The organism is Stenotrophomonas sp. SMYL86, assembly GCF_036320025.1.
GTDB lineage: Bacteria > Pseudomonadota > Gammaproteobacteria > Xanthomonadales > Xanthomonadaceae > Stenotrophomonas > Stenotrophomonas maltophilia_A.
Genome location: NZ_JAWIRU010000011.1, coordinates 14,233 through 37,224, shown reverse-complemented (window position 1 = coordinate 37,224; position 22,992 = coordinate 14,233). Strand labels below are relative to the sequence as shown.

Here is a 22,992-nt window from a genome sequence, read left to right as displayed (position 1 = left end):
GTGGCGCCCCTCCACCCCCCCCTCCCCCCCCCCCGCCCCCCCCCCGGGGCGGCCCCCCCCCCCCCCGCCACTACCGAAGCAGCAGCTTCAACAACCCCGCAATCTTCGAATACGGCGGCCGCAGCCGGTCACTGGCAGCCCAGCGCGACTGCCACAGCACCGGCAGCCGCTTGCTCATGGCATCGAACCCGGCCCGGCCGTGGTACGCGCCCATGCCGCTGGCCCCCACCCCGCCAAACGGCAGGCCATCGGCGGCGAAGTGCAGCAGCGTGTCATTCACCGTCACCCCGCCGGCCACCACCTGGCCGAGGATGCGCTCCACCGTGGCCCGGTCATGGCTGAAGGGATACAGCGCCAGCGGCCGGTCGCGCGACAGCACGTCGGCCAGCGCCGCATCCAGATCCGGGTACGCCCGCACCGGCAGGATCGGCCCGAAGATCTCCTCGCGCATCAGCTCCAGGTCGTCCGGCGGGTCCAGCACCACGGTCGGCACCAGCAGGCGCTCGCGGTCGGCGCGCGCATCATCCACCTGCGCCAACGGAATTACCGGCACACCGCGTTCGCGCGCCTGCGCCAGATAACCCTGCAGGCGCCGGTACTGGCCTTCGTTGATGATGCGCGTGTAATCGTCGGCATCGCTGAAGTCGCCGTAGCGTTCGCGTACCTGCTGCTGCAGCGCCTGCACGAACTCGCGCTGGCGCGCGGTATCGATCAGCACGTAATCCGGCGCGATGCAGGTCTGCCCGGCGTTGAACCACTTGCCGGTGGCCAGCCGCGCTGCGGCTTTGTCCAGCGGGAAATCGCGGCAGACGATGGCCGGCGACTTGCCGCCCAGTTCCAGCGTGACCGGCACCAGATGCTCGGCGGCGGCGGCCATCACCTTGCGGCCAACGGCCGTCGAGCCGGTGAACAGCAGATGGTCCAGCGGCAGCGACGACACCGCCGCCGCCACATCCGCCCCACCCTGCACCACCGCCACCCGATCGGGCGGGAACACGCTGGCCAGCAGATCAGCCAGGAACGCGCTGGTGCGCGGCGTGTGCTCGGAGGGTTTCAGCAGCACATGGTTGCCCGCGGCAATGGCCGTTGCCAGCGGTACCAGTGCCAGCGTGACCGGGTAGTTCCAGGGCGAGATCACCCCGACCACGCCCAGCGGCGTCGGCCGCAGCTGCGCGCGCGCCGGCCACAGCCGCCAGCCGGCACCGACGCGCTGCGGCTTCGACCAGCAGCGCAGGTGACGGCGCAGGTGGTCGATGGCCGACAGCACGCTCATGCCGTCGGCCAGCTTCGATTCGGTGTGGGCACGGTGGCCGAAGTCCTCGGCGATGGCTTGGGCCATTTCGTCCAGGCGCAGCTTCAGCGCCTCGCGCAGGCGGCGCAGGTCGGCTTCGCGCTGGTCGAGCGAAGGGCGCTGCGACCGCCAGGCACTGCGCAGGGTGTGCAGGATGGCGGGCAGGTCGGTCGGCGTGGTGGTGGTCATGGGCCGATTGTAAAGTCGAGCCGTGCTCGACTCGCATGCCAACCTTCACGCCTTCGCACGGGGTCTCATTCGGGAACCTCGCCACCAACGTGCATGCGCTCACCCTCGCATGCAATCCCGTCCCTCACTACGCCTTCTGCTGCTCGGTACGCTCTGCCGGGCATGACGGCGGTTCTGGCAACTCAAGCGGAATCTTGATCGGATACTCAGGGCTGCCGTAGGCGTAACAGGAGGTGGTGACCTGAATCTCATCGCAGGGCAGGAAATGCACGGTGATGCCGCAGACGTCCTGGCCGGTGTAATCCGGGACGGGGACGACTTTACTGTGCCTGCGCTTTTGCGCCAGGATTTTCTTCTCCCACTCCAGAACTTTTGACCAATCCTCTGTCCCAGGAAAATCTCCCGAGCTTCCGGCACCCGTTTCCCAGTCAACCCGCACCTTCAGCCCCGGATACCAGTGCTCTGGTGCGCCGTAGCAGCACCCTCCACCGCCACCTTGGTACGGCCCAATGATGTCAACGGCTGAACGGCCATCGACACTGAACCGGTTGATCGCCCAATGAGTGTGGTTGACGCCATAGATCGCACTGGCATCCACGGCGTAGGCAGATAAGAGCAGAGGTGGGCCAGCAAGAAATGCCAGTACCACGCGCTTCAAAACAAACATCACTGAAACTCCATGATGTATAGCCCTCATTTCTTGTCCGAGGGCACCAATGCCCTACTCAGGCGCAAACTCCCGTCTCCAGTCACGCAGCATCTCGACCTCCCGCGCGATCAGTGCTGACTCTGCTGCGGGCGCGTCGGAGAACTGTTCGCCCGACATTGGAATCCTCTTCAGGGGGACATTCCGATCACCTACGAAGAAGTGGGGCATAAAGCAGTAAGGCTCATCGCCCGATTCCGTGGGCTGCTTCACCAACGTCGCAAACACGGCATTCGTCGGCATACTCGGCTTGGCGCCTGGACACCACGGATGCGACGAGACGATGTCCTGAATCCGCGCACCAGCCCGACAGAACTCCGTGGGACTGAAAACCTTGCCGAGAGAGACGCGATGCACCCGATAGGTGCCGACTTCCGGTTGCGCCTCGACAAGCCATCCTGAGTTGTCATGCGATGTGCAACCGCAGTCGCAGGTCACCAATGTTGCGTTTGGTACGGCGTTGTTCCAGGACAGCCAGACCTTCTCTGTCTTGCATAGTTGTTTGATCACGGGCGATCTTTCCTCGACTCGCAGGCTTCCCTGCGGTGCCGCACCGTCGGCAGCTACATGCGTTTCTGCGTCGGGCGATGACGCTGAGACAGTGATGATCGCTGCCAGAAGTACGCTGCGCATGCCCCGATCCGATTCGATGAATCACCCATGCTATGGGACGCACTGGCGAACAAAGGGAATTCGGGCCATTTGCGTCATAAGTTGGCAGTTCTTGCTAGAAGCTCCAGTGTTCCGTGTGGCTGGATACGTCACCTCGCACCGGTACGATTGAGTACTGGGCTGATATGTAGATTCGTACTTGTTTCATTGCTTCACGACGTCAGCGTGCTGAAGGTGGTGTCCCACCTCCAATAGCATGCGTAGATGCGACGCGTATTTGCATTTCTGACCGGATGTCTTCTCATGCCCGGAGTTTCCGATGCCAGCGAGCAGTCCATTGATGTCGCGGCAATCGACCTGAACGCCGAGCACGAACACATCCCATTGCTGGGCGACACCCTGGCCGCCGTCGTCGGCGAGCTCGAGGGCGATGCCTCACACGGTGCCAGTATTGGCAGGGTGCTCGAGGCGCTTGCAGAGAGGCTTGAGCGTTCGACCTGCCGTGTACAGACCCCTGTCAATGACAGCTCACGGTCGTCCGGCGTGATCTGCAGCGGACCCGATGTAGACAGCCTCTTCCCGTATTACACAGCATTGCGGCAGGCGAAGACACCTGCAGAGCACGATAGTCGGGGCCGTCGCTTTCTGGAAGCCTATGCCACCTTGCTCAGGGATGCACCGGATGTCGCCCTCACGCGACCGAGCGAAGACGAGGCTGCAGATGGGTTGTTACATGTGCTCTTTCCGTTCGCGGCCTGGGACGAGAAGCTGAACATTCCACGCCATGACGTGCACTTCCCATTTGTTCCTGTGTGCAACCTCGTTGTCGCCCGCGCTGCGCGCTGCCCGGAAGCCGACCAGTTGCGCAGGCAGATCCGCCAGGCAGGCGATGAGAGCGCGCAGCGTCGGTTCTGCATCGAAGCGTTTTCAAGGCGGCAGTTTGAGCAGAGCGATGGATGCCCGGAGTAGCACGTCCTGCGGTCGGGGTCAGAGCCCTTTCGCATGCGAAAGGGATCCGACTCCGATCGCCGGCACATAAACAGAAAGGCCGCGGTCTGCACCGCGGCCTCTCCTTCATCCGATGAACATCATTCCTACTTGGTGATATCCACGTCCTTGGTCTCGCGCAGGAACAGGCCACCGATCACCACCGACATCAGCGCGATGATGATGGGGTACCACAGGCCGTAGTACAGGTTGCCGGTACCGGCCACCAGCGCGAACGAGATAGCCGGCAGGAAGCCACCGAACCAGCCGTTGCCGATGTGGTACGGCAGCGACATCGAGGTGTAGCGGATGCGGGTCGGGAACAGTTCGACCAGGTAGGCGGCGATCGGGCCGTAGACCATGGTCACGTACAGCACCAGCAGCCACAGCATGAAGATCGTGCCGGCGATGTTGATGCGTGCGCCATCGGCCTTGGCCGGGTAACCAGCGGTGGTCAGGGCGGTCTTCAGCTCCGCACCGAAGGCATCAGCCTTGGCCTTGCCGTCTTCCTTGGTCAGGCCAGCGGCTTCATACGAAGTGACGCTGGCACTGCCCACGTTCACCATCGCCAGCGAACCGGCGGCGGCGGGCTGCACGTCATACGGCACACCGGCCTTGGTCAGCGCGGCGGTGGCCACGTCGCAGGAGCTGGTGAACTTGCGCAGGCCGACCGGATCGAACTGGAACGAGCAGGTGGCCGGATCGGCCACGACCAGGGCCGGCGAGCTGCTGCGGGCTTCTTCGATGGCCGGATTGGCGAAGTGGGTCAGGCCCTTGAAGATCGGGATGTAGGTAACAGCCGCCAGCAGGCAGCCGGCCAGGATGATCTTCTTGCGGCCGATGCGATCGGACAGCCAGCCGAAGAAGATGAAGAACGGCACGCCCAGCGCCAGCGCGGCGGCGATCAGCAGGTAGGAAGTGGTGGCATCGACCTTCAGCATGCTGCTGAGGAAGAACAGCGCGTAGAACTGGCCGCCGTACCACACCACCGCCTGACCGGCCGCAGCACCCAGCAGGACCAGCAGCATCAGCTTCAGGTTGCCGCCCTTCAGGCTGTCACGGAACGGCGTCTTGGAACCCTTGCCCTCGGACTTCATCTGCTGGAACAGCGGCGACTCACTCAGCTGCAGGCGGATCCACACGGACACACCCAGCAGCAGGATCGAGACCAGGAACGGAATACGCCAGCCCCAGGCTTCGAAGGCTTCGTTGCCGAGGAAGTAGCGGCAGGCCAGGATGATCAGCAGCGACATGAACAGGCCGAGCGTGGCCGTGCACTGGATGAAGCTGGTGTACAGGCCGCGCTTGTCGTCCGGCGCATGCTCGGCCACGTAGGTGGCGGCACCGCCGTACTCGCCGCCCATCGCCAGGCCCTGGGCCAGGCGCAGGATGATCAGGATCACCGGTGCGGCGAAACCGATCGAAGCGTAGTTGGGCAGCACGCCGACCAGGAAGGTCGAGATGCCCATGATCAGGATGGTGACCAGGAAGGTGTACTTGCGGCCGATGCGATCGCCGAGGCTGCCGAAGAAGGCCGCACCGAACGGACGCACGAAGAAGCCGGCGGCGAAGGCCAGCAGGGCGAAGATCATGCCCGTGGTTTCATTGACACCACTGAAGAACTGCTTGGCGATGATGGCGGCGAGTGAGCCGTACAGGAAGAAGTCATACCACTCGAAGACCGTACCGAGGCTCGAGGCGAAGATGACCTTCTTGTGGCCCTTGGTCAGGGTGCCCGCCGCATTGTGCGGGCTGGATGCAGTGCTGGACATGGGACGTGTTCCCTCTGTAGATGCCGACCTGGGTCGGTGGGTGCCGACCGTTGGTCGGCACACAATTCGGTAGATGCCGACCCTGGTCGGCACCCTATCTCGGTAGGTGCCGGCCGCTGGCCGGCACGCTCTTAGAAGCTGTACTTGGTGGTGAACTGCAACCGGGTGATGTCACCCTTGTTGCCGTTCTCCACTTCGCGACGGCCGTACATCAGCTCCGCACCGATATCGACCTTGGGCAGCGGCGAGTAGAAGATGTTGCCGCGGATGCTCTGCACGCTCTTGGTCACCAGCGGGCCGAGGATGCTGTCGTTGTCGTAGTCGCTGCGCGCGTAGATCAGGTTGGTGCGCAGCTTCGGCGAGAACGCATGCCGCCAGCCCACGTAGCCGGCAAGCACGCCGGTCGGGTTGAGCTCGTCGCGGGCAACGTCGTAGGCACTATCGGCGGTGATGCCCAGGCCGATGTAGCGGGCGATGCCTTCGCCGCCGGTCAGCTGGTAGTGCAGCGAATCGCTGTCGCCCATCACCCACTTGCCGCCCAGTGTCAGGCCGCCGGCCACCTTGTCGGCCTTGGCGCCGGTGGCCTGGTTGTCGACCTTCAGCTGGCGGACGATGCCGCCGACACCGAAGGTGCCCCAGTCGCCCTTCCAGCCATAGCGCATGGTCAGATCAGGCAGGCTGCCACGATCGGAGTTGGCGCTGGCGTTGGTCCAGGCGCCGGTGACCGGGTTGCGGGTACCGGTGAGCGTGGTGGTTTCCGGGTTTTCCAGCGCGACGCTGAAGCCGCCCTGGGTGTAGCGCACCTGGGCCTGGCGCACGAAGATCACGCCGTCGGTGGGGCCGACGAAGTCGACCGCTTCCGGCAGTGCGGCCGCGTCCATGAAGTTGGACCAGGTCTGGCCGGCCATCCAGTTGTTCCAGTACATGTAGGCGTGGCGCAGGGTCACACCGTAGGTATTGGTCGCGGTCTGGTTGCCCAGCGAGTTGCCGAAGAAGTCCATCTCGAAGAACGCACCGGCCTTGTTGCCCGATTCGCTCACGTTGTCGATGCCCAGGTTGAAGCGCGAGAACTTGGCGTGGGCGTTGAAATCGGTGCCCGAGCGCCTGCCGCTGCCGCCGGCGCCTTCCACCGGGGTCTGGCCTGGCAGGTACAGCGAGCGGCCGGTGGCGTCGTCGGCCAGCTGGCCATCGCTGGTCTGGGTGGCGAGGAAATCGGCCTTGATGAAGCCGCCGATCTTGACCGTGGTACCCGGTGCGGCGCCCGGGGTGATGGTGGTGACCTGGATCGGCTGCTTGCCCGCCGGCACCGAGGCGACCGGCTTCTGCTCGGCCTGCACCGTGCGGACTTCGGTCACCGCCTGCTGGGTCTGGCTGATCTGGGTCTGTTGTTGTTGCTGCGAAGACAGCAGCAGCTGGACCTGGCGTTCCAGTTCGGCAACGCGTGCTTCCAGCGCTTTTTCTTTGGCGGTCTCAGCGAACGCCATGCCCGGTGCGACCAGGGCGACCAACAGGCAGGCCGCCAAAGGTTTGCGCACGGCTTTCAACGTACGGTGGCTCATGTTGCCCTCTCTCCCAAGTGGCAAGGTGATGCCGCGCGTGGGGCACGGTCGAGCCGAGACTGCGGGGCGTTCACGCACAGCGGCTATTCGCCATTGGTCGAACCCGGCCCTGCTGGGCGCTCACTTTCGACCATGGTCTAACCAGAGTGGTGACGCGGCCGGGGGTGGATGGGGCAAACTGAAGGGGATCGGTCGCTGCGATGCTGCGACCGCACATACAAAGTCAACGTGCAAGTGAGGGTGCCATGGCTGATATCTACCCCGTCGATCCGCAGTTCGCCGCCAAGGCACGCATCGACAAGACGTCGTACGAACAGCAGTACCAGGCTTCGGTGACCGACCCGGATGGTTTCTGGGGCAAGGCCGCCGAGCGCCTGGAGTGGATGCGCAAGCCGACGAAGATCAAGAACGTCAGCTACGACCTGTCCGATTTCCACATCAAGTGGTTCGAAGATGGCGAGCTCAATGCCAGTGTGAACTGCCTGGACCGCCAGCTGGAGAAGCGTGGCGACAAGACCGCCCTGCTGTTCGAGCCGGATGGCCCGGATGCACCGGCGCAGCACGTGACCTATCGCGAGCTGTACGAGCGCACCTGCCGCCTCGGCAATGCGCTGCGCAACCTCGGGGTCAAGAAGGGCGACCGGGTCACCATCTACCTGCCGATGATCGTCGACGCCGCCGTGGCCATGCTGGCCTGCGCACGCATCGGTGCGATCCACTCGGTGGTGTTCGGTGGCTTCGCACCGAACTCGATCGCCGACCGCGTCAGCGACTGCCAGAGCAAGCTGATCATCACCGCAGACGAGGGTCTGCGCGGTGGTCGGAAGATTCCGCTGAAGGCCAACGTCGATGCAGCGCTGAAGCTGCCCGGCACGAACACGGTTGAAACCGTGCTGGTAGTGCGCCACACCGGTGGCGCGGTGGACATGCAGGCGCCGCGCGATCGCTGGTTCCACGATGTGGTGGACAGCCAGCCGGCTACCTGCGAACCGGAACGCATGAACGCGGAAGACCCGCTGTTCATCCTCTACACCTCCGGTTCCACCGGCAAGCCGAAGGGCGTGCTGCACACCACCGGCGGCTACCTGCTGTACGCGGCCTACACCCATGAAGCGGTGTTCGATCTGCGCGAGGACGACATCTACTGGTGCACCGCCGACGTCGGCTGGGTCACCGGCCACAGCTACATCGTGTACGGCCCGCTGGCCAACGGCGCGACCTCGCTGATGTTCGAAGGCGTGCCGAACTATCCGGACACCTCGCGCTTCTGGAACGTCATCGACAAGCACAAGGTGAGCATCTTCTACACCGCCCCGACCGCCATCCGCGCACTGATGCGCGAAGGCGAGGAGCCGGTGAAGAAGACCTCGCGCGCGTCGCTGCGCCTGCTCGGCAGCGTCGGCGAACCGATCAATCCGGAAGCCTGGCGCTGGTACTACGAGGTGGTCGGCGACAGCCGCTGCCCGATCGTCGATACCTGGTGGCAGACCGAGACCGGCGGCATCCTGATCTCGCCGCTGGCCGGCGCGATGGACCTCAAGCCGGGCTCGGCCACCCTGCCCTTCTTCGGCGTGCAGCCGGCGCTGGTCAATGCCGATGGCGAGATCCAGGACGGCCCGACCGAGGGCAACCTGATCATCCGTGATTCCTGGCCGGGCCAGATGCGCACGGTGTACGGCGACCATCAGCGCTTCATCGATACGTATTTCCGCACCTACCCGGGCAGCTACTTCACCGGCGACGGTTGCCGCCGCGACGAAGACGGCTACTACTGGATCACCGGCCGCGTGGACGATGTGATCAACGTGTCCGGCCACCGCATCGGCACCGCCGAAGTGGAAAGCGCTCTGGTCTCGCACCCGAAGGTGGCCGAAGCGGCCGTGGTCGGCTTCCCGCACGACGTGAAGGGCCAGGGCATCTACGCCTACGTCACCCTGGTGGCCGAAGAGGCTCCGAGCGACGAGCTGCAGAAGGAACTGGTCGCCTGGGTACGCAAGGAGATCGGCCCGATCGCCACGCCGGACCACCTGCAGTGGGCGCCGGGCCTGCCGAAGACCCGCTCGGGCAAGATCATGCGCCGCATCCTGCGCAAGATCGCCGAGAACGCACCGGACCAGCTTGGCGACACCTCGACCCTGGCCGATCCGTCGGTGGTGGCGTCGCTGGTGGACGAGCGCAAGGTGCGCTGATGGCGTGACCGCAGGCGCAGGACGCGCCAGGGACGTGGCCGGGAGGAGGGACCCGGCCGTGTCCGACCCGTCCTGCACCTGCCATCACGTCGCTCTTTTTCCTGATCGATAAGCTCGACCCATGACCACCCTCCTGATTGCCGATGACCACCCGCTGTTCCGCGAAGCCCTGCGTGGGGCGGTACAGCGGGTCATCCCCGGCGTGCAGCTGTTCGAAGCCGACAGCGTGGAAGCGCTGTACGCGCTGGCCGACCAGCACAACGACGCCGACCTGGTCCTGATGGATCTCAACATGCCCGGTGCGCAGGGTTTCAACGCGCTGGTGCACATGCGCTCGCTGCATCCGCAGCTGCCGGTGGTCGTGGTGTCCGCGCGCGAAGAAGCCACGGTGATGCGCCGCGCGCTCGACCACGGCGCGCTGGGCTTCATTCCGAAGTCTGCGGATTCGGACACCATCGGCCACGCACTGGGCACCATCCTCGATGGTGAGACCTGGGCACCGCCGGAAGCGCACAACGTGCCGCCCACCGGCAGCGAGGAACGCGAAGTCGGCCAGCGCCTGCGTGAGCTGACCCCGCAGCAGTTCCGCGTGCTGCAGATGCTGGGCGCCGGCCGCTTGAACAAGCAGATCGCCTACGACCTCAACGTCTCCGAAGCGACGATCAAGGCCCACGTCACCGCGATCCTGCGCAAGCTGGGCGTGACCAACCGCACCCAGGCCGTGCTGATGGCCGGCAAGCTGGCGATCGACGACGACGCCATCGTGCTGCCGCCGGAAGAAGACTGAAGGTAGTGCCGGCCGCTGGCCGGCATTGGCCTGAAACGCGCGACATCATCTGATACCGCATTGGTAGGTGCCAAGCTTGCTTGGCACGCTTTTGATGGTGCACCTGCCGGCCAGCGGCCGGCACTACCAGGCACGGCTGCGCTCTCGATATAGCCATCGCTATACAAACCAGCCCTGCCTGCGCGTTTCGCTGGAAATGCGCCGCGCGTGAATCGCGATGCTAAGCTGCGCGTCCCCTTGGGGAGTAGCCGGATTCCTACGCAGGAATCGTCCACGTCAACATACTCGGCCAGTGCGCCGTGGCGTGGACAACCATGATGGTTGGCGAGACCAGCGGCCCGCGCGCGCAACGTCAGGTTGGGCGCGAGCGCAGGCCGTGCGTCCGTCCTAGCCCGACCTCAGCCGCCGCCCATGTCCCCCATTTCGATCCTCCTGATCGGCTTTGCCATGTCCACCGATGCCTTCGCCGCTGCAATCGGCAAGGGTGCGGCCATGCGCAAGCCGGTGTTCCGCGACGCACTGCGTGCCGGCATCATCTTCGGCGTCATCGAGGCGATCACGCCCATCATCGGCTGGCTGCTCGGTCGGGCTGCCCTGCAATACGTCGAAGCCTTCGACCACTGGATCGCCTTCGGCCTGCTCGGCGCGCTGGGCATCCACATGATCTACAACGGCCTGCGACCGGACAGTGCCGACGAAGACGAAGACCCCTCGCAGCACCACGGGTTCTGGAAGCTGGCGCTGACCGGTTTCGCCACCAGCATCGACGCGATGGCGGTGGGTATCGGCCTGGCTTTCATGGACGTGCATATCGGCGTGATGGCTGCAGTGATCGGCCTGTGCACGCTGACCATGGTCACCGTCGGCATCATGCTCGGCCGCGTGCTGGGCAGCATGGTCGGCAAGCGTGCCGAGATCATCGGCGGCGTGATCCTGGTGATCATCGGCGCGACGATCCTGTACGAACACCTGCACGGCCTGGGGTAACGCTTCCGCGATTACGTGGTTGCCGGCCAGCGGCCGGCACTACCTGACGTCACATCCACGCATGGCGTGGATCTACTGCGCATCGCGCAGCGCGCCCAGGAAGGCGCGCAGCGAGGCCGGCTTGATCGGCTTGGTCAGCACGCGGTAGCCGCGTTCGCGCGCCATCCGCTTCAGCTCGTCGCGACCATCGGCGGTCAGCAGTGCGCCCGGCAGCGGGTAACCGGCCGCCTCGCGCAGCGCTACCAGCGCATCCAGGCCGTCCATGCGGTCGTGCAGGTGGTAATCCACCAGCATCACCTGTGGGTGCTCGGCGATCTTCTCCAGCGCCTGGTCGACGGTGGCCGCAGTGATCACCTGCACCTGCCAACGGCCCAGCAGCGCGCGCATGCCATCAAGGATCTCCTCGTCGTTGTCCACGCACAGCACGCGCAGGCCCGCCAGCGAATCGCTGCGTACTGGCGCGGCGACGGTCTGTGCGGGTGTGGCCAGCTCGGTGTAGCCCGGCAGCGGTGCCACCCGCGGCAGGATGATCGAGAACATCGAGCCCTTGCCGACCCGGCTGCGTGCGTTCAACCGATGGTCGAGCAGGCGCGAGATGCGCTGGCAGATCGACAGGCCCAGGCCCAGGCCCTGTTCGCCCCAGTCGAATGGTTGCTGGTAGCGGTGGAACTCGTCGAAGATCTGACGCATATGGTGCTCGGGAATGCCGGGGCCGGTATCCCACACCTGCAGTTCCACTTCATCGCCGCGCTGGCGCACGGCCAGCACGATGCGACCCTGGCGGGTGTAGCGCAACGCATTGGCCAGGAAGTTCTGCAGCACGCGGCGCAGCAGGCGGCGGTCACTGCGCACCCACGCAGGGCGTGCGAACAGGTCCAGGCGCAGGCCGCGGCCAGCCGCGACCGGGGTGTACTGCGCGGCCAGCTCACGCATCAACGCGCTCACGTCGAACTCGCCGATCACCGGATGCAGGCCGCCGGCATCCAGCCGCGACACATCCAGCAGGCCATCGAGCAGCTCTTCGGCCGCACGCAACGAAGCGTCCACACGCTCGGCCAGATGCTTCTGCTCGTCACTCACGTGATCACTGTCGCGCAGTGCCGAAGCGAACAGGCGCGCTGCGTTCAACGGCTGCAGCACGTCATGGCTGATCGCCGCCAGGAAACGGGTCTTCGACTGCTGCGCGACCTCGGCCTCATGCGAGCGCTCGGCCACGCGCTGTTCCAGCGTCTCGTTGGCCTCCAACAGTGCCTTTTCCGCATGCTTGTAGTCGGTGATGTCGTTGTAGCTGGTCACGTAGCCACCACCCGGCAGCGCCTGGCCACGCATCTCGATCACCTTGCCATCGCTGCGGGTGCGCTCGAACACGTGCGGTGAACCGGCGCGCATGTAGCCGATGCGGCGGTTGATCTGCACTTCGATATCGCCCTCGCCCAGCTCGCCGCGCTCGGCGTTGTAGCGGATCAGGTCGGCCACCGGGCGGCCCACGTAGAGCATGCCGTCGGGGTAGCCGAACATGTCCTGGTAGCGGCGATTCCATGCGGTCAGCCGCATGTCCGGATCGACCACGCTGACCCCGGCGCTGATGTTCTCCAGCGTGGTCGACAGGATCTCGCGGTTGAAGCGCAGCTCCTGCCCCGCTTCGTCCAGCACCGCCACCACTTCGCCCAGGTCCATGCCCGAGCCACGCAGCAGGCTGGTCAGCAGCAGGCGCGCCGATGCCGCACCGATCGAGGCGGCCAGCAGGCGCTCGGTGAACTGCACCCACGGACGGTCGGCAGGTGCCGAGGATTGCAGCTCACGGCCCAGTGACTGCGCCTGTTCGAAGAACGAACGTCGCGCATGGCGCTCGCCAACCACGCGCGAGGCCAGTGCCAGCAGGTCACCCACGTGCACGTGACCAGGCCAGCCACCGGCCACCGACGGGCGTTCCGCATACGGGTCGAGGAACGGCGCGGCGCGCAGCCGTTCGTCCACACCGGGGCGCCAGCGCGCCGACACCAACATCATCGTCGCCGCGTTGACCAGCAGCGACCAGAACGTGCCGTGGGTCAGCGGGTCCCAGCCGGTCATGCCGAACAGCTGCTGCGGGCGCAGCCACTCGATGCCGAACGGGCCGTGCTGCACCCAGCCAGCATCGACCCAGCCGGCCATCGTCATCGCCGGCAGCAGCAGGGTGTACAGCCAGGTGGCAAAGCCGAGCAGCATGCCCACCTCGACGCCGCGCCGGCTGGCACCGCGCCAGTACAGGCCGCCGATCAGGCCCGGCGCAAACTGCGCCACCGCTGCGAACGCCATCAGGCCATACGAGGCCAGCGTGCTGTCGTTGCTGCTGGTGCGGTAGTAGCTGTAGGCCATCAGCGCCAGCAGCAGGATCGCCAGGCGGCGGATCCACAGCACGCGCGAGGCGACGTCGGCGGCCTCCTGGTGGTCACCGCTCCGGCGCAGCAGCACCGGCATCACCAGATCGTTGCTGACCATGGTGGCCAGCGCGATGGACGACACGATCACCATGCCGGTGGCCGCCGAGAAGCCGCCCACATAGGCGATCAGCGCCAGCGCGTTGCGGCCCTCGGCCAGCGGCAGGGCCAGCACCATCGAGTCGTCGGCGACGCTGCCACCGGTGCCGAACAGGGTCACGCCGGCGGTGGCGATCGGCAGCACCATGCCCGAGATCAGCACCAGGTAGCCGCCGAACATCCAGCGCGCGCGGCGCACATCGCGCACATCGCCGCACTCGACCACGGCCACGTGGAACTGGCGCGGCAGGCAGATGATGGCGAGGAAGCTGAGCAGGGTCTGCGAGATGAAGCCCACCGGCGGCAGGCCGGTGAACAGCGTATGCACCGATTCGACCACCGCGTCGGTGCGGTTGCTCAGCCACAGGTAGGCGAACACGCCCACGGCCAGCATCGCCAACAGCTTGATCACCGATTCGAAGGCGATCGCCAGCATCATGCCGTGATGGTGTTCGGTGGCATCGACCTGGCGGGTACCGAACAGGGTGGCGAACAATGCCATCAGCAGCGCCACGTACAGCGCGGGATCGGTGAAGAAGCCGGTCGGGCCGGTGTTGCCGGTCAGTACCTGCAGGCTCATCGCCACTGCTTTGTACTGCAGGGCCAGGTACGGAATGATGCCGATCAGCGCGATGATCGCCACCAGCGCCGCCAGCCGCCGCGAGCGACCGAAGCGCGAGGAAATGAAGTCGGCGATGGACACCACGTTCTGGCTGCGTGCGATCAGCGCCAGGCGCTCGATGATGCGCCAGCCGAACAACAGCAGCAGCAGCGGGCCGATGTAGATCGGCAGGTAGCCCACGCCGTTGCGCACGGCGGTGCCGACCGCACCGTAGAACGTCCACGACGAGCAGTACACGGCCAGCGCCAGGCTGTAGACCACCGGCCGCAGCCACGGCCGGTCGGGGTACATCGGCCGACGGTCACCCCACCACGCCACGCCGAACAGCAGCGCGGCATAGGCAACCGAGACCAGCAGCAGGATCCAGCTGGAGACCACGCGCGCGTTTCCGTCAGGACAGGGGCCAGTAGATCACGACCGTTGGTCGTGAGGGTAGGTCACGGCGGTGGGTCATGGCGGTGGGTCACGACCGTTGGTCGTGACGGAGGCATCCATGCCCACCAACGGTGGGCACCCACCAAAGGAGGTGCGCACCCACCAGGAACCGGCCTTATTCCGCCGGCACGCCCATTTCCTTCAGCAGTTCCGGCGCCGGGTAGACCTTGGCCAGCAGCCAGCGCAGGTAGCGCATGTCCACGTGCACGGCGCGCTTGTAGCGCGGGTCGAACCACCAGCTGGCGCTGACCGATTCCCAGTTGCTGTCGAAGTTCAGGCCGATCAGTTCGCCCTTGGCGTTGAGCACCGGCGAGCCGGAGTTGCCGCCGGTGGTATCCAGGTTGGTCAGGAAGTTGACCGTCTGGGTCTTCAGCGCCGGGTCGGCGGTGCTGCCGAAGTCACCCTTGGCGATCGCCGCCAGCAGCGGCTTGGGGGCATCGAACGGATAGGCGTTGGTGTTCTTCTCGACGATGCCGGCCACGGTGGTCACCGGCGAGTAGGTCACGCCGTCGCGCGGATGCAGCGCCTCGACCTTGCCGTAGCTGATTCGCAGGGTACGGTTGGCATCCGGGTACACCGCGCGGCCCTGCTTGGCACGCCAGGCGAACAGCGCCTGCATGTAGGCCGGGCGCAGGCGCAGCTGCTCGCCTTCGCGGGTCTTGCTTTCGTTCTCGATGCGCAGCTGCGTGGCCACCAGCGGGGCGGCCACGGTGATCAGCGGATCGGCAGCCAGCGCCTTGCCTTCGCGCGCAGCAGCGAAACGGGACAGGCGCTGTGCCTCCTCACCCAGCTGGGTGCCGGCGTACAGGGTGTCCAGTGCCTTCGCCAGCTGCTCCGGGGTACGGCCGAAGGCGGTGTCGAACTCGGCCACGCGCTGCGCGTCCGGCAGCTGCTGGTAACGGGTCAGCAGGGTGGTCAGCAGCGCCTTCTCGACCTCCGGCGCGTAGCGGCGCTGAACCTGCTTGAGCACGCCTTCGATCATCGCCTGGTCGCGCTGCTGGTAGCCGCTCTCGCGCTGCGCGTCCGGCTTGGCCGATTCGATGCGCAGGCGTTCCAGCAGCAGCGCCGAGCGCAGCAGCTGGCTCTGTGCGGCCATCTGGTCCAGCAGCAGGTCACGCTCGCCCACCGCCGCACCCTGCGACAGGTTGGTCAGCAGCGCCTTGATGTCGCCCTGGTACTTGCGGTCGGTGGCAGCCAGCATCGCCGTCTCGTCGGCGGCACGCTGGGCCTTGGCGTCGCTGCGCAACAGGCCTTCCAGCTCACCGGCGGCGCGCTTGCGGTTGTTCTTCAGCGACTGCAGCTGTGAGGCGTAGCGGGTGCGCGCCTGCGCGTCCTTGGCGCTGGCGGCCTCGATGGTGTCGATCATCTGCTGGAACACCGATACGCGGCGCGGCAGCACGGTATCGATCTGGCCAGCGAATTCGGCCGCGGTACGGTGGCGATAGGTGATGCCCGGGTAACCGGCCAGCATCGCGTAGTCACCTTCCTTCGGACCTTCCACCGACATCTGCAGGTGCGCCGGCGCCTGGTAGGGCACGTTGTCCTTGCTGTACGCGGCCGGCTTGCCGTCCTTGCCGACATAGGCGCGCAGCAGGGTGAAGTCGCCGGTGTGGCGCGGCCACATGAAGTTGTCGATCTCATCGCCGTAGTTGCCGATCGCACGCGGCGGCGCATACACCAGGCGCACGTCGCTCAGCTCCAGCTGGGCAATGCGGTAGAAATCGGTGCCGTAGTACATGTTGGCCACCGAGCAGCGCACGCTGCCGTCCTTCTCGCACTCGGCCACGATCTGCTTGCTGGCCGCATCCACGGCATCGAAGTAGGCACGGCCGGTCTTGCCACGCGCCTGCGCCAGCACCTGGTCGGTCACCTTGTCGAAGCCGACGGTGACCAGCACGCGGAAGTCCGGGTTGGCCGGGTGCTCGTCGGCGCGGTCCCTGGCGATGAAGCCACCATTGATCAGGTCGTGCTCGGGCGAGCTGTTGTACTGGATCACGCCCATCGCCACGTGGTGGTTGGTCAGCAGCAGGCCGTCCGACGATACGAACGAGCCGGTGCCGCCACCGGCACGCACCACCGCGCTCAGCGGCGGTGCGGTGACATTGGCCAGGTCGGCCGGATTGCCCTTGAAGCCTGCGGCCTGCAGCGGCTTGGCCAGCTCCGGCAGCTGGGTCGGCATCCACATGCCTTCATCGGCGTGGGCGCCGGCGGCGAGGGTCAGGCCCAGGGCCAGGGCAGTGGGAAGGGCTTTGCGTGGTGACATGGGGCAATCCGGTACGACAGAACAGCCCGGGACCATAGCCGCTGGGGGCGGATGGGGCAACGGCCGATGGTTGGGGGCGTCGTGCACGGTAGTGCCGGCCGCTGGCCGGCAACCCACGCAACTCGGGAGATACGGTGCAGTTGCCGGCCAGCAGCCGGCACTACCGCATCGTTACTTCTCCCGTCGCCAGTTGATCGAACCGCGGTTTTCCACCGTGCTCGATTCCACTTCCACGTCGAAGCCGCGACGCAGCAGGTACTTCAGCGTGATCACCGAACCGGCACCGACCAGCGACACGCCGTAACCGACGTACAGCTTGGGCGAGATGTACTTGCCGACGCCGATCACCGAGCCACCCAGCGCGCGCGACTGGCTCACGCCGGCATCGTCCAGGCCCAGCTTGGCACCCAGCTGCGAGGCCAGCAGGCCGCTGCCGGCCGACAATGCCGCCGAGGCCGCATTGACCTGCTGCGTCTGGTCGCTGCTGGCGCCGGTCAGGCTGCGTCCCAGCACCAGATAAGCCAGGGCTTCGGACTGCGACATCGCCGGGTCAGACCACACGTCCGCACGCGGCTGCTGCGCACGCCCGGTCACGTCGATACCAGCAGTGACATCACCGATCCGGCGCTCGGCACGGATGTTGATGCGCGGGTCGGACACCGCGTTGTAGTTCCAGGTGAGGTTGCCGCGGGTGATGGTCAGGTCCTGCCCGTACGCCTTGTAGCGGCCACTCACTTCCAGCCCACCATTGGCGGTCATCTCGCGGCCAGGCTTGGCCCAGACCTGCATCTTGCCGGTCAGCGCGCCCTTCAGGCCGAAGCCGGTCATCTTCACCTTGTCACCGAGGCTGACGGTCAGCTCCATGTCCAGCGGCGAGGTACGCGACTCTTCCGGATCGGCCGGGTCGAGCACCACCACGTCTTCGGACACCGAGGTGCCGCGGTCCAGGCGCTCCAGATCGATGTCGGCCTCGGGCACGTGCACGGTGCCACGCAGCTCCATCGCGGCCTTGGCCAGGGTGAAGTCGAGGTTGGGATTGGCGACGATGCGCAGCTCGCTGGTGTTGGACAGCAGCACGTTGTCGCCGTGGATCTTCAACTGCAGCGGCTGTGCATCGCCGAACCACGACAGGCCACCATCCACGTACAGCGTGCCCTGGCCGGAGTTGGCCTGCGCGGTGATCTTGGCCGAACCATCGGGCTGGGCCACGAAGCTGCCCTTGCCCTGGTCGAAGGTCAGGCCCAGCGCCGGGAATTCACCCTTGAAGTTGCTCAGCTGCGCGTCACCGCCCAGCGACGGCTGGCCACGCGTACCGCGCAGGCTGACGTGGCCTTCGATCAGGCCGGTCGGTCGCACGATGTCCGGCGAGAACAGCTCCAGCCAGTACAGCCGCGACATGTTGAGATAGAGCTCGCCGTTCAACGGCGCGCTGGCTTCCCAACCGGTCTGCATCCTGGCATCGACGAAGCCGTTGCCCTGGAAGCCCATGCCCAGGTAGCCCTTGATGCTGGCCGGGGTCATGTCGAGCTTGAGCGAGAACTGGTCGTAGCGCACCAGCTCGCCACGGGTGGTGTCCCCCACGGCATTGCGGTTCTCACCCAGGCGCACGCCGCCTTCCTTCGAGCGCACTTCCACATGGCCTTCCCAGGCGTTGCCGCGCGGGCGGATCTGCGCATCCAGGCTGACATCGCCACGCAGGTAGATGCGACGGCCGGACTGCGGCGGCAACCACGGCTGCACCAGCGCCAGTGGCAGCGCATCACTGCGCACCACCAGGCCCTCGCGCGGCCAGTTGGCCTGTGCGCACAGTGTGCCGCTGCTGGCAGCGGCCAGGCAGGCTTCGCCCAGCGTGTAGTTGCTGCCGTTGATCGCGAACGCCGCCGGCGCACGCAGCGACCAGGCATCGCCCTTCACCGGTGCGATGCGCAGCGCGGCCAGCTCGCCGCGCCACTGCGCGCCCTGCTGGCGCACGCTGCCCTGCAGCTCGATCGCGCCCATCTCGTTGCGGGTCTGCGCGGCCAGGCGCAGGTTGGAGACACTGCCCTGCGCATCCACGTTCAAGCGTTCCAGCAGCATGCCGGCATTGACCTGCTGGCCCTGGATCGCCAGCGTGCCGCTGTCGCCGCGCCACGGCAGGTGGCCCTTGATGCTCACGCTCTCGGCGCCGTAGCCGTCCCAGTTGAGGTTGTTGCCGACCAGGTCGGCGGTGATGTCCGGCGCATCGCGCGGGCCCTTCACCTGTACCTGGCCACGCAGGCCGCCATCGGCGCCCGGCAGCAGGTCACTCAGCTGCAGCGGTTCGAAACGCGCATCGATGTCGAGGCGGTCACCGACCTTGCCCGAAGCGGTCACCCGGCTGCTGCCCAGCGACAGCTTCAGGTCACCCTGGCCCTGCGCGCCCTGCAGCGCGAACTTGCCCTGCGCGTCCAGGTTGCGCTGACGCAGCACGCCCTTCAGCGACGGAAGATCGACCGTGGCTTCCAACGTGCCGGCGGTACCCGGCGGTGCGTTTGCCGGCGGCGGCAGCTGGCGGCCCTTGGAGGCCAGGTTGCCGGACAGGCGGCCATTCCAGCCCGGCACGAAGTAGCCGGGGTCGAAGTCCTTCAGTGTGGCCTTGGCATCCCAGTCCAGCTGCGGTGCCCACGCCACCTGGCCTTCCACCTGCAGCTGGCCACCCGGGGTCTGCGCCTGCAGCTGATGGATCGACGCGGCCTGATCGTTGCCGCGCACATCGAAGTGCAGCTGTGCCTTCTGCGCGTCGCGCTCGACCTCGGCGCGGCCGATCGCCGCCCAGGCCTTCAGGGTACCGGCCAGGCCGAAGCGTGCTTCCTTCAAGGTGACCGGCACCGGGGCGCTGCCGGCGGTGTTCGGGTCCGCCGCTGGCACGTAGGTCAGGTCATGTGCGACCACCGAGAAGTTGAGCTTCTGCTGGTCTTCCTGGCTGAAATCGGCGGTGCCCTCCAGGCGGGCTTCGCCACCGAGGCCTTTCAGCAGCAGCGGTGAAACCTTCAGCACCTGGTCCTGCAACGACACCACCGACGGTGCCAGTTCCAGTTCCTGATCGCCCTGCTTCACCTTGCCACGCAGGTTGGCGTTGCCACCCTTGCCAGCGGCCGTGAAATCCAGCGCCAGTGGCGCGATCGCCGAGCTGGCCAGTGCCGGCGACAGCAGCGCCAGATCCAGCTCGTCACTGCGGATGCTGGCGCTCCAGCTCGGATCGGTGCGGCCATCGAACACCAGCATCGCGTGCAGCGGCTTCGGCGCGCGCCCGGCTACGGCCACTTCCATGTGCGACAGGTCACCGCGGGCGACCAGGCCGACGGTGGCGGCCGTGCGGCCACGCGGCGCCGGCAGCACCGCGGTGACGGTTACATCGGTGTCGTAGTCCTTGGCCGGGATGTAACGACCCTGGGCGGTGAAATTGCCCATGTCGCTGTCCACCACCAGTTTGTGTGCCTGGAACTCGCCATTGGCGATCTCGATGCCGCCGCGCACGCGACTGATGTCGATCACCGGCTCGTTGGCCTGGCTGATGCGGAAGCCGTCGATGGCGATGGCATCGGCCTGGATCGCCAACGGCATTTCGATCTGCGGCAGCGAATCGGGCCACGACGGCAGCTTGAACGGCTCGTCACTCTTGGCCAGGTTCAACGTCGCGTTGGTCAGCTCCAGCTTGTCCAGCAGCAGCTTGCGGCCCAGCAGCGGGCGCAGGTCCGGCTCCAGATGGGCGCGCTCGGCGTGGAAATGGATGTCGTCGTAGCGGAAGTCGACGTTGTACAGGGTCAGCGGACCGGCCACCGGGCCGTCCACCTTGTCCCAGGTGAAGCTGGCGCCCACCGGCAGCCGTGCCACCACCTGCGCCAGCAGCACGTCACGGCCGGCCACGGTCTGCAGCAGCCAGTACACCGCCAGCAGGGCCAGCAGCACCAGGCCCAGCACGCCCACACCGGACCAGGCCCAGAAGCGGCGGCGGCGGTAGAAGCGCACGCGCGGCGGCGTGGTCGGGTTCGGAGTGGGTGCGGGCGTACTCACAGGTCCGCTCCGATGTTGAGGTACAGCTGGAACTGCGAATCCGGGTTGTTCAAGCCATGCGCGATATCCACGCGCACCGGGCCCACCGGCGATTTCCAGCGCACGCCGAAGCCGACGCCGGTGTGCAGATCGATGGTGTTGTCGAAGGCGCTGCCGGTATCGACGAACACCGCCGCACCCCAGGGGCCACCATTGAAATAGTGCTCGTACTCGGCCGAGCCGATCACCAGGTTCTTGGCGCCCAGCGCGTACTTGTCCGGTGCCGGGGTCCGCGGGCCCACCTCGCGATAGGCATAGCCGCGGATGCTGCGGTCACCACCGGCGAAGTAGCGCAGGCTGGGCGGCATCGCCACCAGATCACTGGTCCAGGTGGTGCCACCCTCGCCGCGCAGGATCAGGCGGTTGCTTTCGCCCACCGGGATGTACCAGCGCAGCACGGCATTGGCCTGCACGAAGCTGGTGTCCGAACCGGCACCTTCAACGCCGGCACGCATCGTCGCAGTACCGCTGATGCCCTTGCGCGGGAACAGTTCGTCATCGACGTTGACGTAGTCGGCGACCATCTGCGGGTACACCAGCGTCGACGTGTTGTAGACCGCGTCGGTGAATTCGGTGCCGGAGGCATAGCGCCAGCGCTCGCGCAGCGCGTTGATGGAGGCGATCGCGGTCCAGTGTTCGTTGATCTCGCCGCTGCGGCTGGCGATCAGCTTGAAGTTGCGCAGGTCGATGTAGTCGGTCTGCTCGTCGTAGGCGCTGGCAGCGAAGGTGTACCAGCCATCAAGCCAGTTGAAGGCCGGAATGCGGTAGCTGGTGACCAGGCTCTTGCGCTTCTGCGCATAGTCCAGCTGCGTGTTCATCTTGTGGCCGCGGTTGTTCAGCCACCGCCGTTCGATGCCACCGCGCACACCCGGGCCACTTTCGCTGCCGTAGCTCAGACCCGCGGTGTAGATGGTGCGCTTGGCACGGGTCAGCTTCACATCCACCGGCACTTCGCCGTTCGCATCGGCCTGGTCGGGCCGCGGCTGGATGTCGATCACGCTGAAGTAGTCCAGCTTGGTCAGCGACTCGCGCAGCCGGTCCAGCTTGCCCTCGTGGAAGTAGCTGCCCTGTTCCCAGTACACCAGCGGATCGAACAGCTTGTCGACGAAGTAGTCCTGCTCGAAACGCACCGGTCCCATGTTGTAGCGACGGCCGCTGTCCCAGGTCAGGTCGATGTCGGCGGCGTTGTCGGCACGGGTGATCTGTACCTGACGCTGGGTGTAGTCGGCATCGAAATAGCCACGTTCGGCCAGGCGGCGGGTGACGGTAATCTTGCTGGCTTCGTACTGCGTATGTTCGAAACGCTGGCCCTTGCGCGGCTTGAACGCGGCCAGATCGTCCTGCAGGTACTGGTCGTACATCGCCGGCCCGGTGATGTCGATGTGCTCGCGGCGGACGGTCACCGGGGTGCCCTTGTCGACATGGATCAGCACGCGCACGTGCTCGTCCTCGCGCGGCGCCTCGACCTTGATCACCGGGTTGTAGTACCCGAACGGTTCCAGTGCCTGGCGGGTCTGCCGCTCGGCCTGTGACAGCAGGTACTCCAGGCGCGATTCGCCCTGTTCCTTGCCGATCGTGTCGTACAGCGACAGCGATTCCTGGATGTTCTCGATGATTGCGGCGTCGTCGCCCTTGTCCAATCCCTTGATGTCCACCTTGTCGATGGTGCCGCGCGCGTGGGCCACGGAGGTGGCGGCCAGCGACAGGACCATCAGCGGCAGGGCGTATTTCTTTGGCTGCATGCGGCACAGCATACCGACCGAAGGTGACGATGCGAAATGCATCACGTCATTGGGGATCGGTTGTTAAGTGGCGGTCAAAATACGCGCCTTTGTGGCGATCGTCGTGATCGCAGCCGAGGATGCCGGCATCGTGCGCGATGCCGGCAATGACCCCGATGGACATCCGCCAGCGGTGATCCGGTAGTGGGGGGGGCGGGGGGGGGGCCCCCCCCCCCCCGGGGGGGGGGGGGGGGGCGCCGCGGCGCCGGCCGGCCCCACCGC

Annotated in this window: 13 protein-coding genes and 1 riboswitch; of the genes, 4 read left to right on the top strand and 9 right to left on the bottom strand. The window is 66.3% G+C overall.

Annotated features, from left to right (window positions below):
* Positions 1 to 70: 70 nt before the first annotated feature.
* The 3 genes from V3B64_RS13115 to V3B64_RS13105 form a co-directional block, all read right to left on the bottom strand.
* On the bottom strand, positions 71 to 1,480 hold the full coding sequence (locus tag V3B64_RS13115; protein ID WP_329914246.1) for a coniferyl aldehyde dehydrogenase: 1,410 nt from the start codon (positions 1,478 to 1,480) through the stop codon (positions 71 to 73).
* Positions 1,481 to 1,607: 127 nt separating this feature from the next.
* Complete coding sequence (locus V3B64_RS13110; protein ID WP_329914245.1) at positions 1,608 to 2,147, bottom strand: DUF3304 domain-containing protein; 540 nt, start codon at positions 2,145 to 2,147, stop codon at positions 1,608 to 1,610.
* 54 nt (positions 2,148 to 2,201) lie between these two features.
* The gene (locus V3B64_RS13105) at positions 2,202 to 2,819 is read right to left on the bottom strand and encodes a hypothetical protein (RefSeq protein ID WP_329914244.1); all 618 of its coding nucleotides are present in this window, start codon (positions 2,817 to 2,819) and stop codon (positions 2,202 to 2,204) included.
* A 282-nt stretch (positions 2,820 to 3,101) separates the two neighbouring features.
* On the opposite strand from V3B64_RS13105, the gene V3B64_RS13100 reads away from it, so the two are divergent.
* Positions 3,102 to 3,767, top strand: coding sequence for a hypothetical protein (locus V3B64_RS13100; protein ID WP_285301476.1), 666 nt, complete (start codon positions 3,102 to 3,104; stop codon positions 3,765 to 3,767).
* Between the two features lie 125 nt (positions 3,768 to 3,892).
* Here V3B64_RS13100 and V3B64_RS13095 read toward each other — a convergent pair whose 3' ends face one another.
* A complete protein-coding gene (locus tag V3B64_RS13095) occupies positions 3,893 to 5,557 on the bottom strand; it encodes an MFS transporter (RefSeq protein WP_049399160.1) in 1,665 nt (554 codons plus the stop codon).
* A gap of 131 nt (positions 5,558 to 5,688) precedes the next feature.
* Positions 5,689 to 7,116: a DcaP family trimeric outer membrane transporter gene (locus V3B64_RS13090; protein WP_121504102.1), complete on the bottom strand. Its 1,428-nt coding sequence runs from the start codon at positions 7,114 to 7,116 to the stop codon at positions 5,689 to 5,691.
* Positions 7,117 to 7,361: 245 nt separating this feature from the next.
* On the opposite strand from V3B64_RS13090, the gene acs reads away from it, so the two are divergent.
* The 3 genes from acs (at position 7,362) to V3B64_RS13075 (ending at position 11,079) form a co-directional block, all read left to right on the top strand.
* Positions 7,362 to 9,305, top strand: a complete 1,944-nt coding sequence (gene acs / locus V3B64_RS13085) for an acetate--CoA ligase (RefSeq protein ID WP_032128463.1) — start codon at positions 7,362 to 7,364, stop codon at positions 9,303 to 9,305.
* A 121-nt stretch (positions 9,306 to 9,426) separates the two neighbouring features.
* Positions 9,427 to 10,092, top strand: a complete 666-nt coding sequence (locus V3B64_RS13080) for a response regulator transcription factor (protein WP_005420420.1) — start codon at positions 9,427 to 9,429, stop codon at positions 10,090 to 10,092.
* 233 nt (positions 10,093 to 10,325) lie between these two features.
* Positions 10,326 to 10,415, top strand: a riboswitch (yybP-ykoY riboswitch).
* Positions 10,416 to 10,503: 88 nt separating this feature from the next.
* Positions 10,504 to 11,079 carry a manganese efflux pump MntP family protein gene (locus V3B64_RS13075; protein ID WP_032128462.1) on the top strand — a complete coding sequence of 192 codons (576 nt, stop codon included), beginning with the start codon at positions 10,504 to 10,506 and terminating at the stop codon, positions 11,077 to 11,079.
* A gap of 72 nt (positions 11,080 to 11,151) precedes the next feature.
* Here the strand turns inward: V3B64_RS13075 and V3B64_RS13070 are convergent, their stop codons facing one another.
* From V3B64_RS13070 to V3B64_RS13055, 4 genes are all read right to left on the bottom strand, one after another.
* Positions 11,152 to 14,598: a PAS domain-containing hybrid sensor histidine kinase/response regulator gene (locus tag V3B64_RS13070; protein WP_049399156.1), complete on the bottom strand. Its 3,447-nt coding sequence runs from the start codon at positions 14,596 to 14,598 to the stop codon at positions 11,152 to 11,154.
* A gap of 172 nt (positions 14,599 to 14,770) precedes the next feature.
* The gene (locus tag V3B64_RS13065; protein ID WP_329914243.1) at positions 14,771 to 16,918 is read right to left on the bottom strand and encodes a S46 family peptidase; all 2,148 of its coding nucleotides are present in this window, start codon (positions 16,916 to 16,918) and stop codon (positions 14,771 to 14,773) included.
* Positions 16,919 to 17,089: 171 nt separating this feature from the next.
* Entirely contained in the window at positions 17,090 to 20,950 is a 3,861-nt protein-coding gene (locus V3B64_RS13060) for a translocation/assembly module TamB domain-containing protein (RefSeq protein WP_329914242.1), read from the bottom strand.
* A complete protein-coding gene (locus V3B64_RS13055) occupies positions 20,947 to 22,743 on the bottom strand; it encodes an autotransporter assembly complex family protein (RefSeq protein ID WP_080291770.1) in 1,797 nt (598 codons plus the stop codon). Before V3B64_RS13055 ends, V3B64_RS13060 begins: the two co-directional genes overlap by 4 nt.
* Between the last annotated feature and the right edge of the window lie 249 nt (positions 22,744 to 22,992).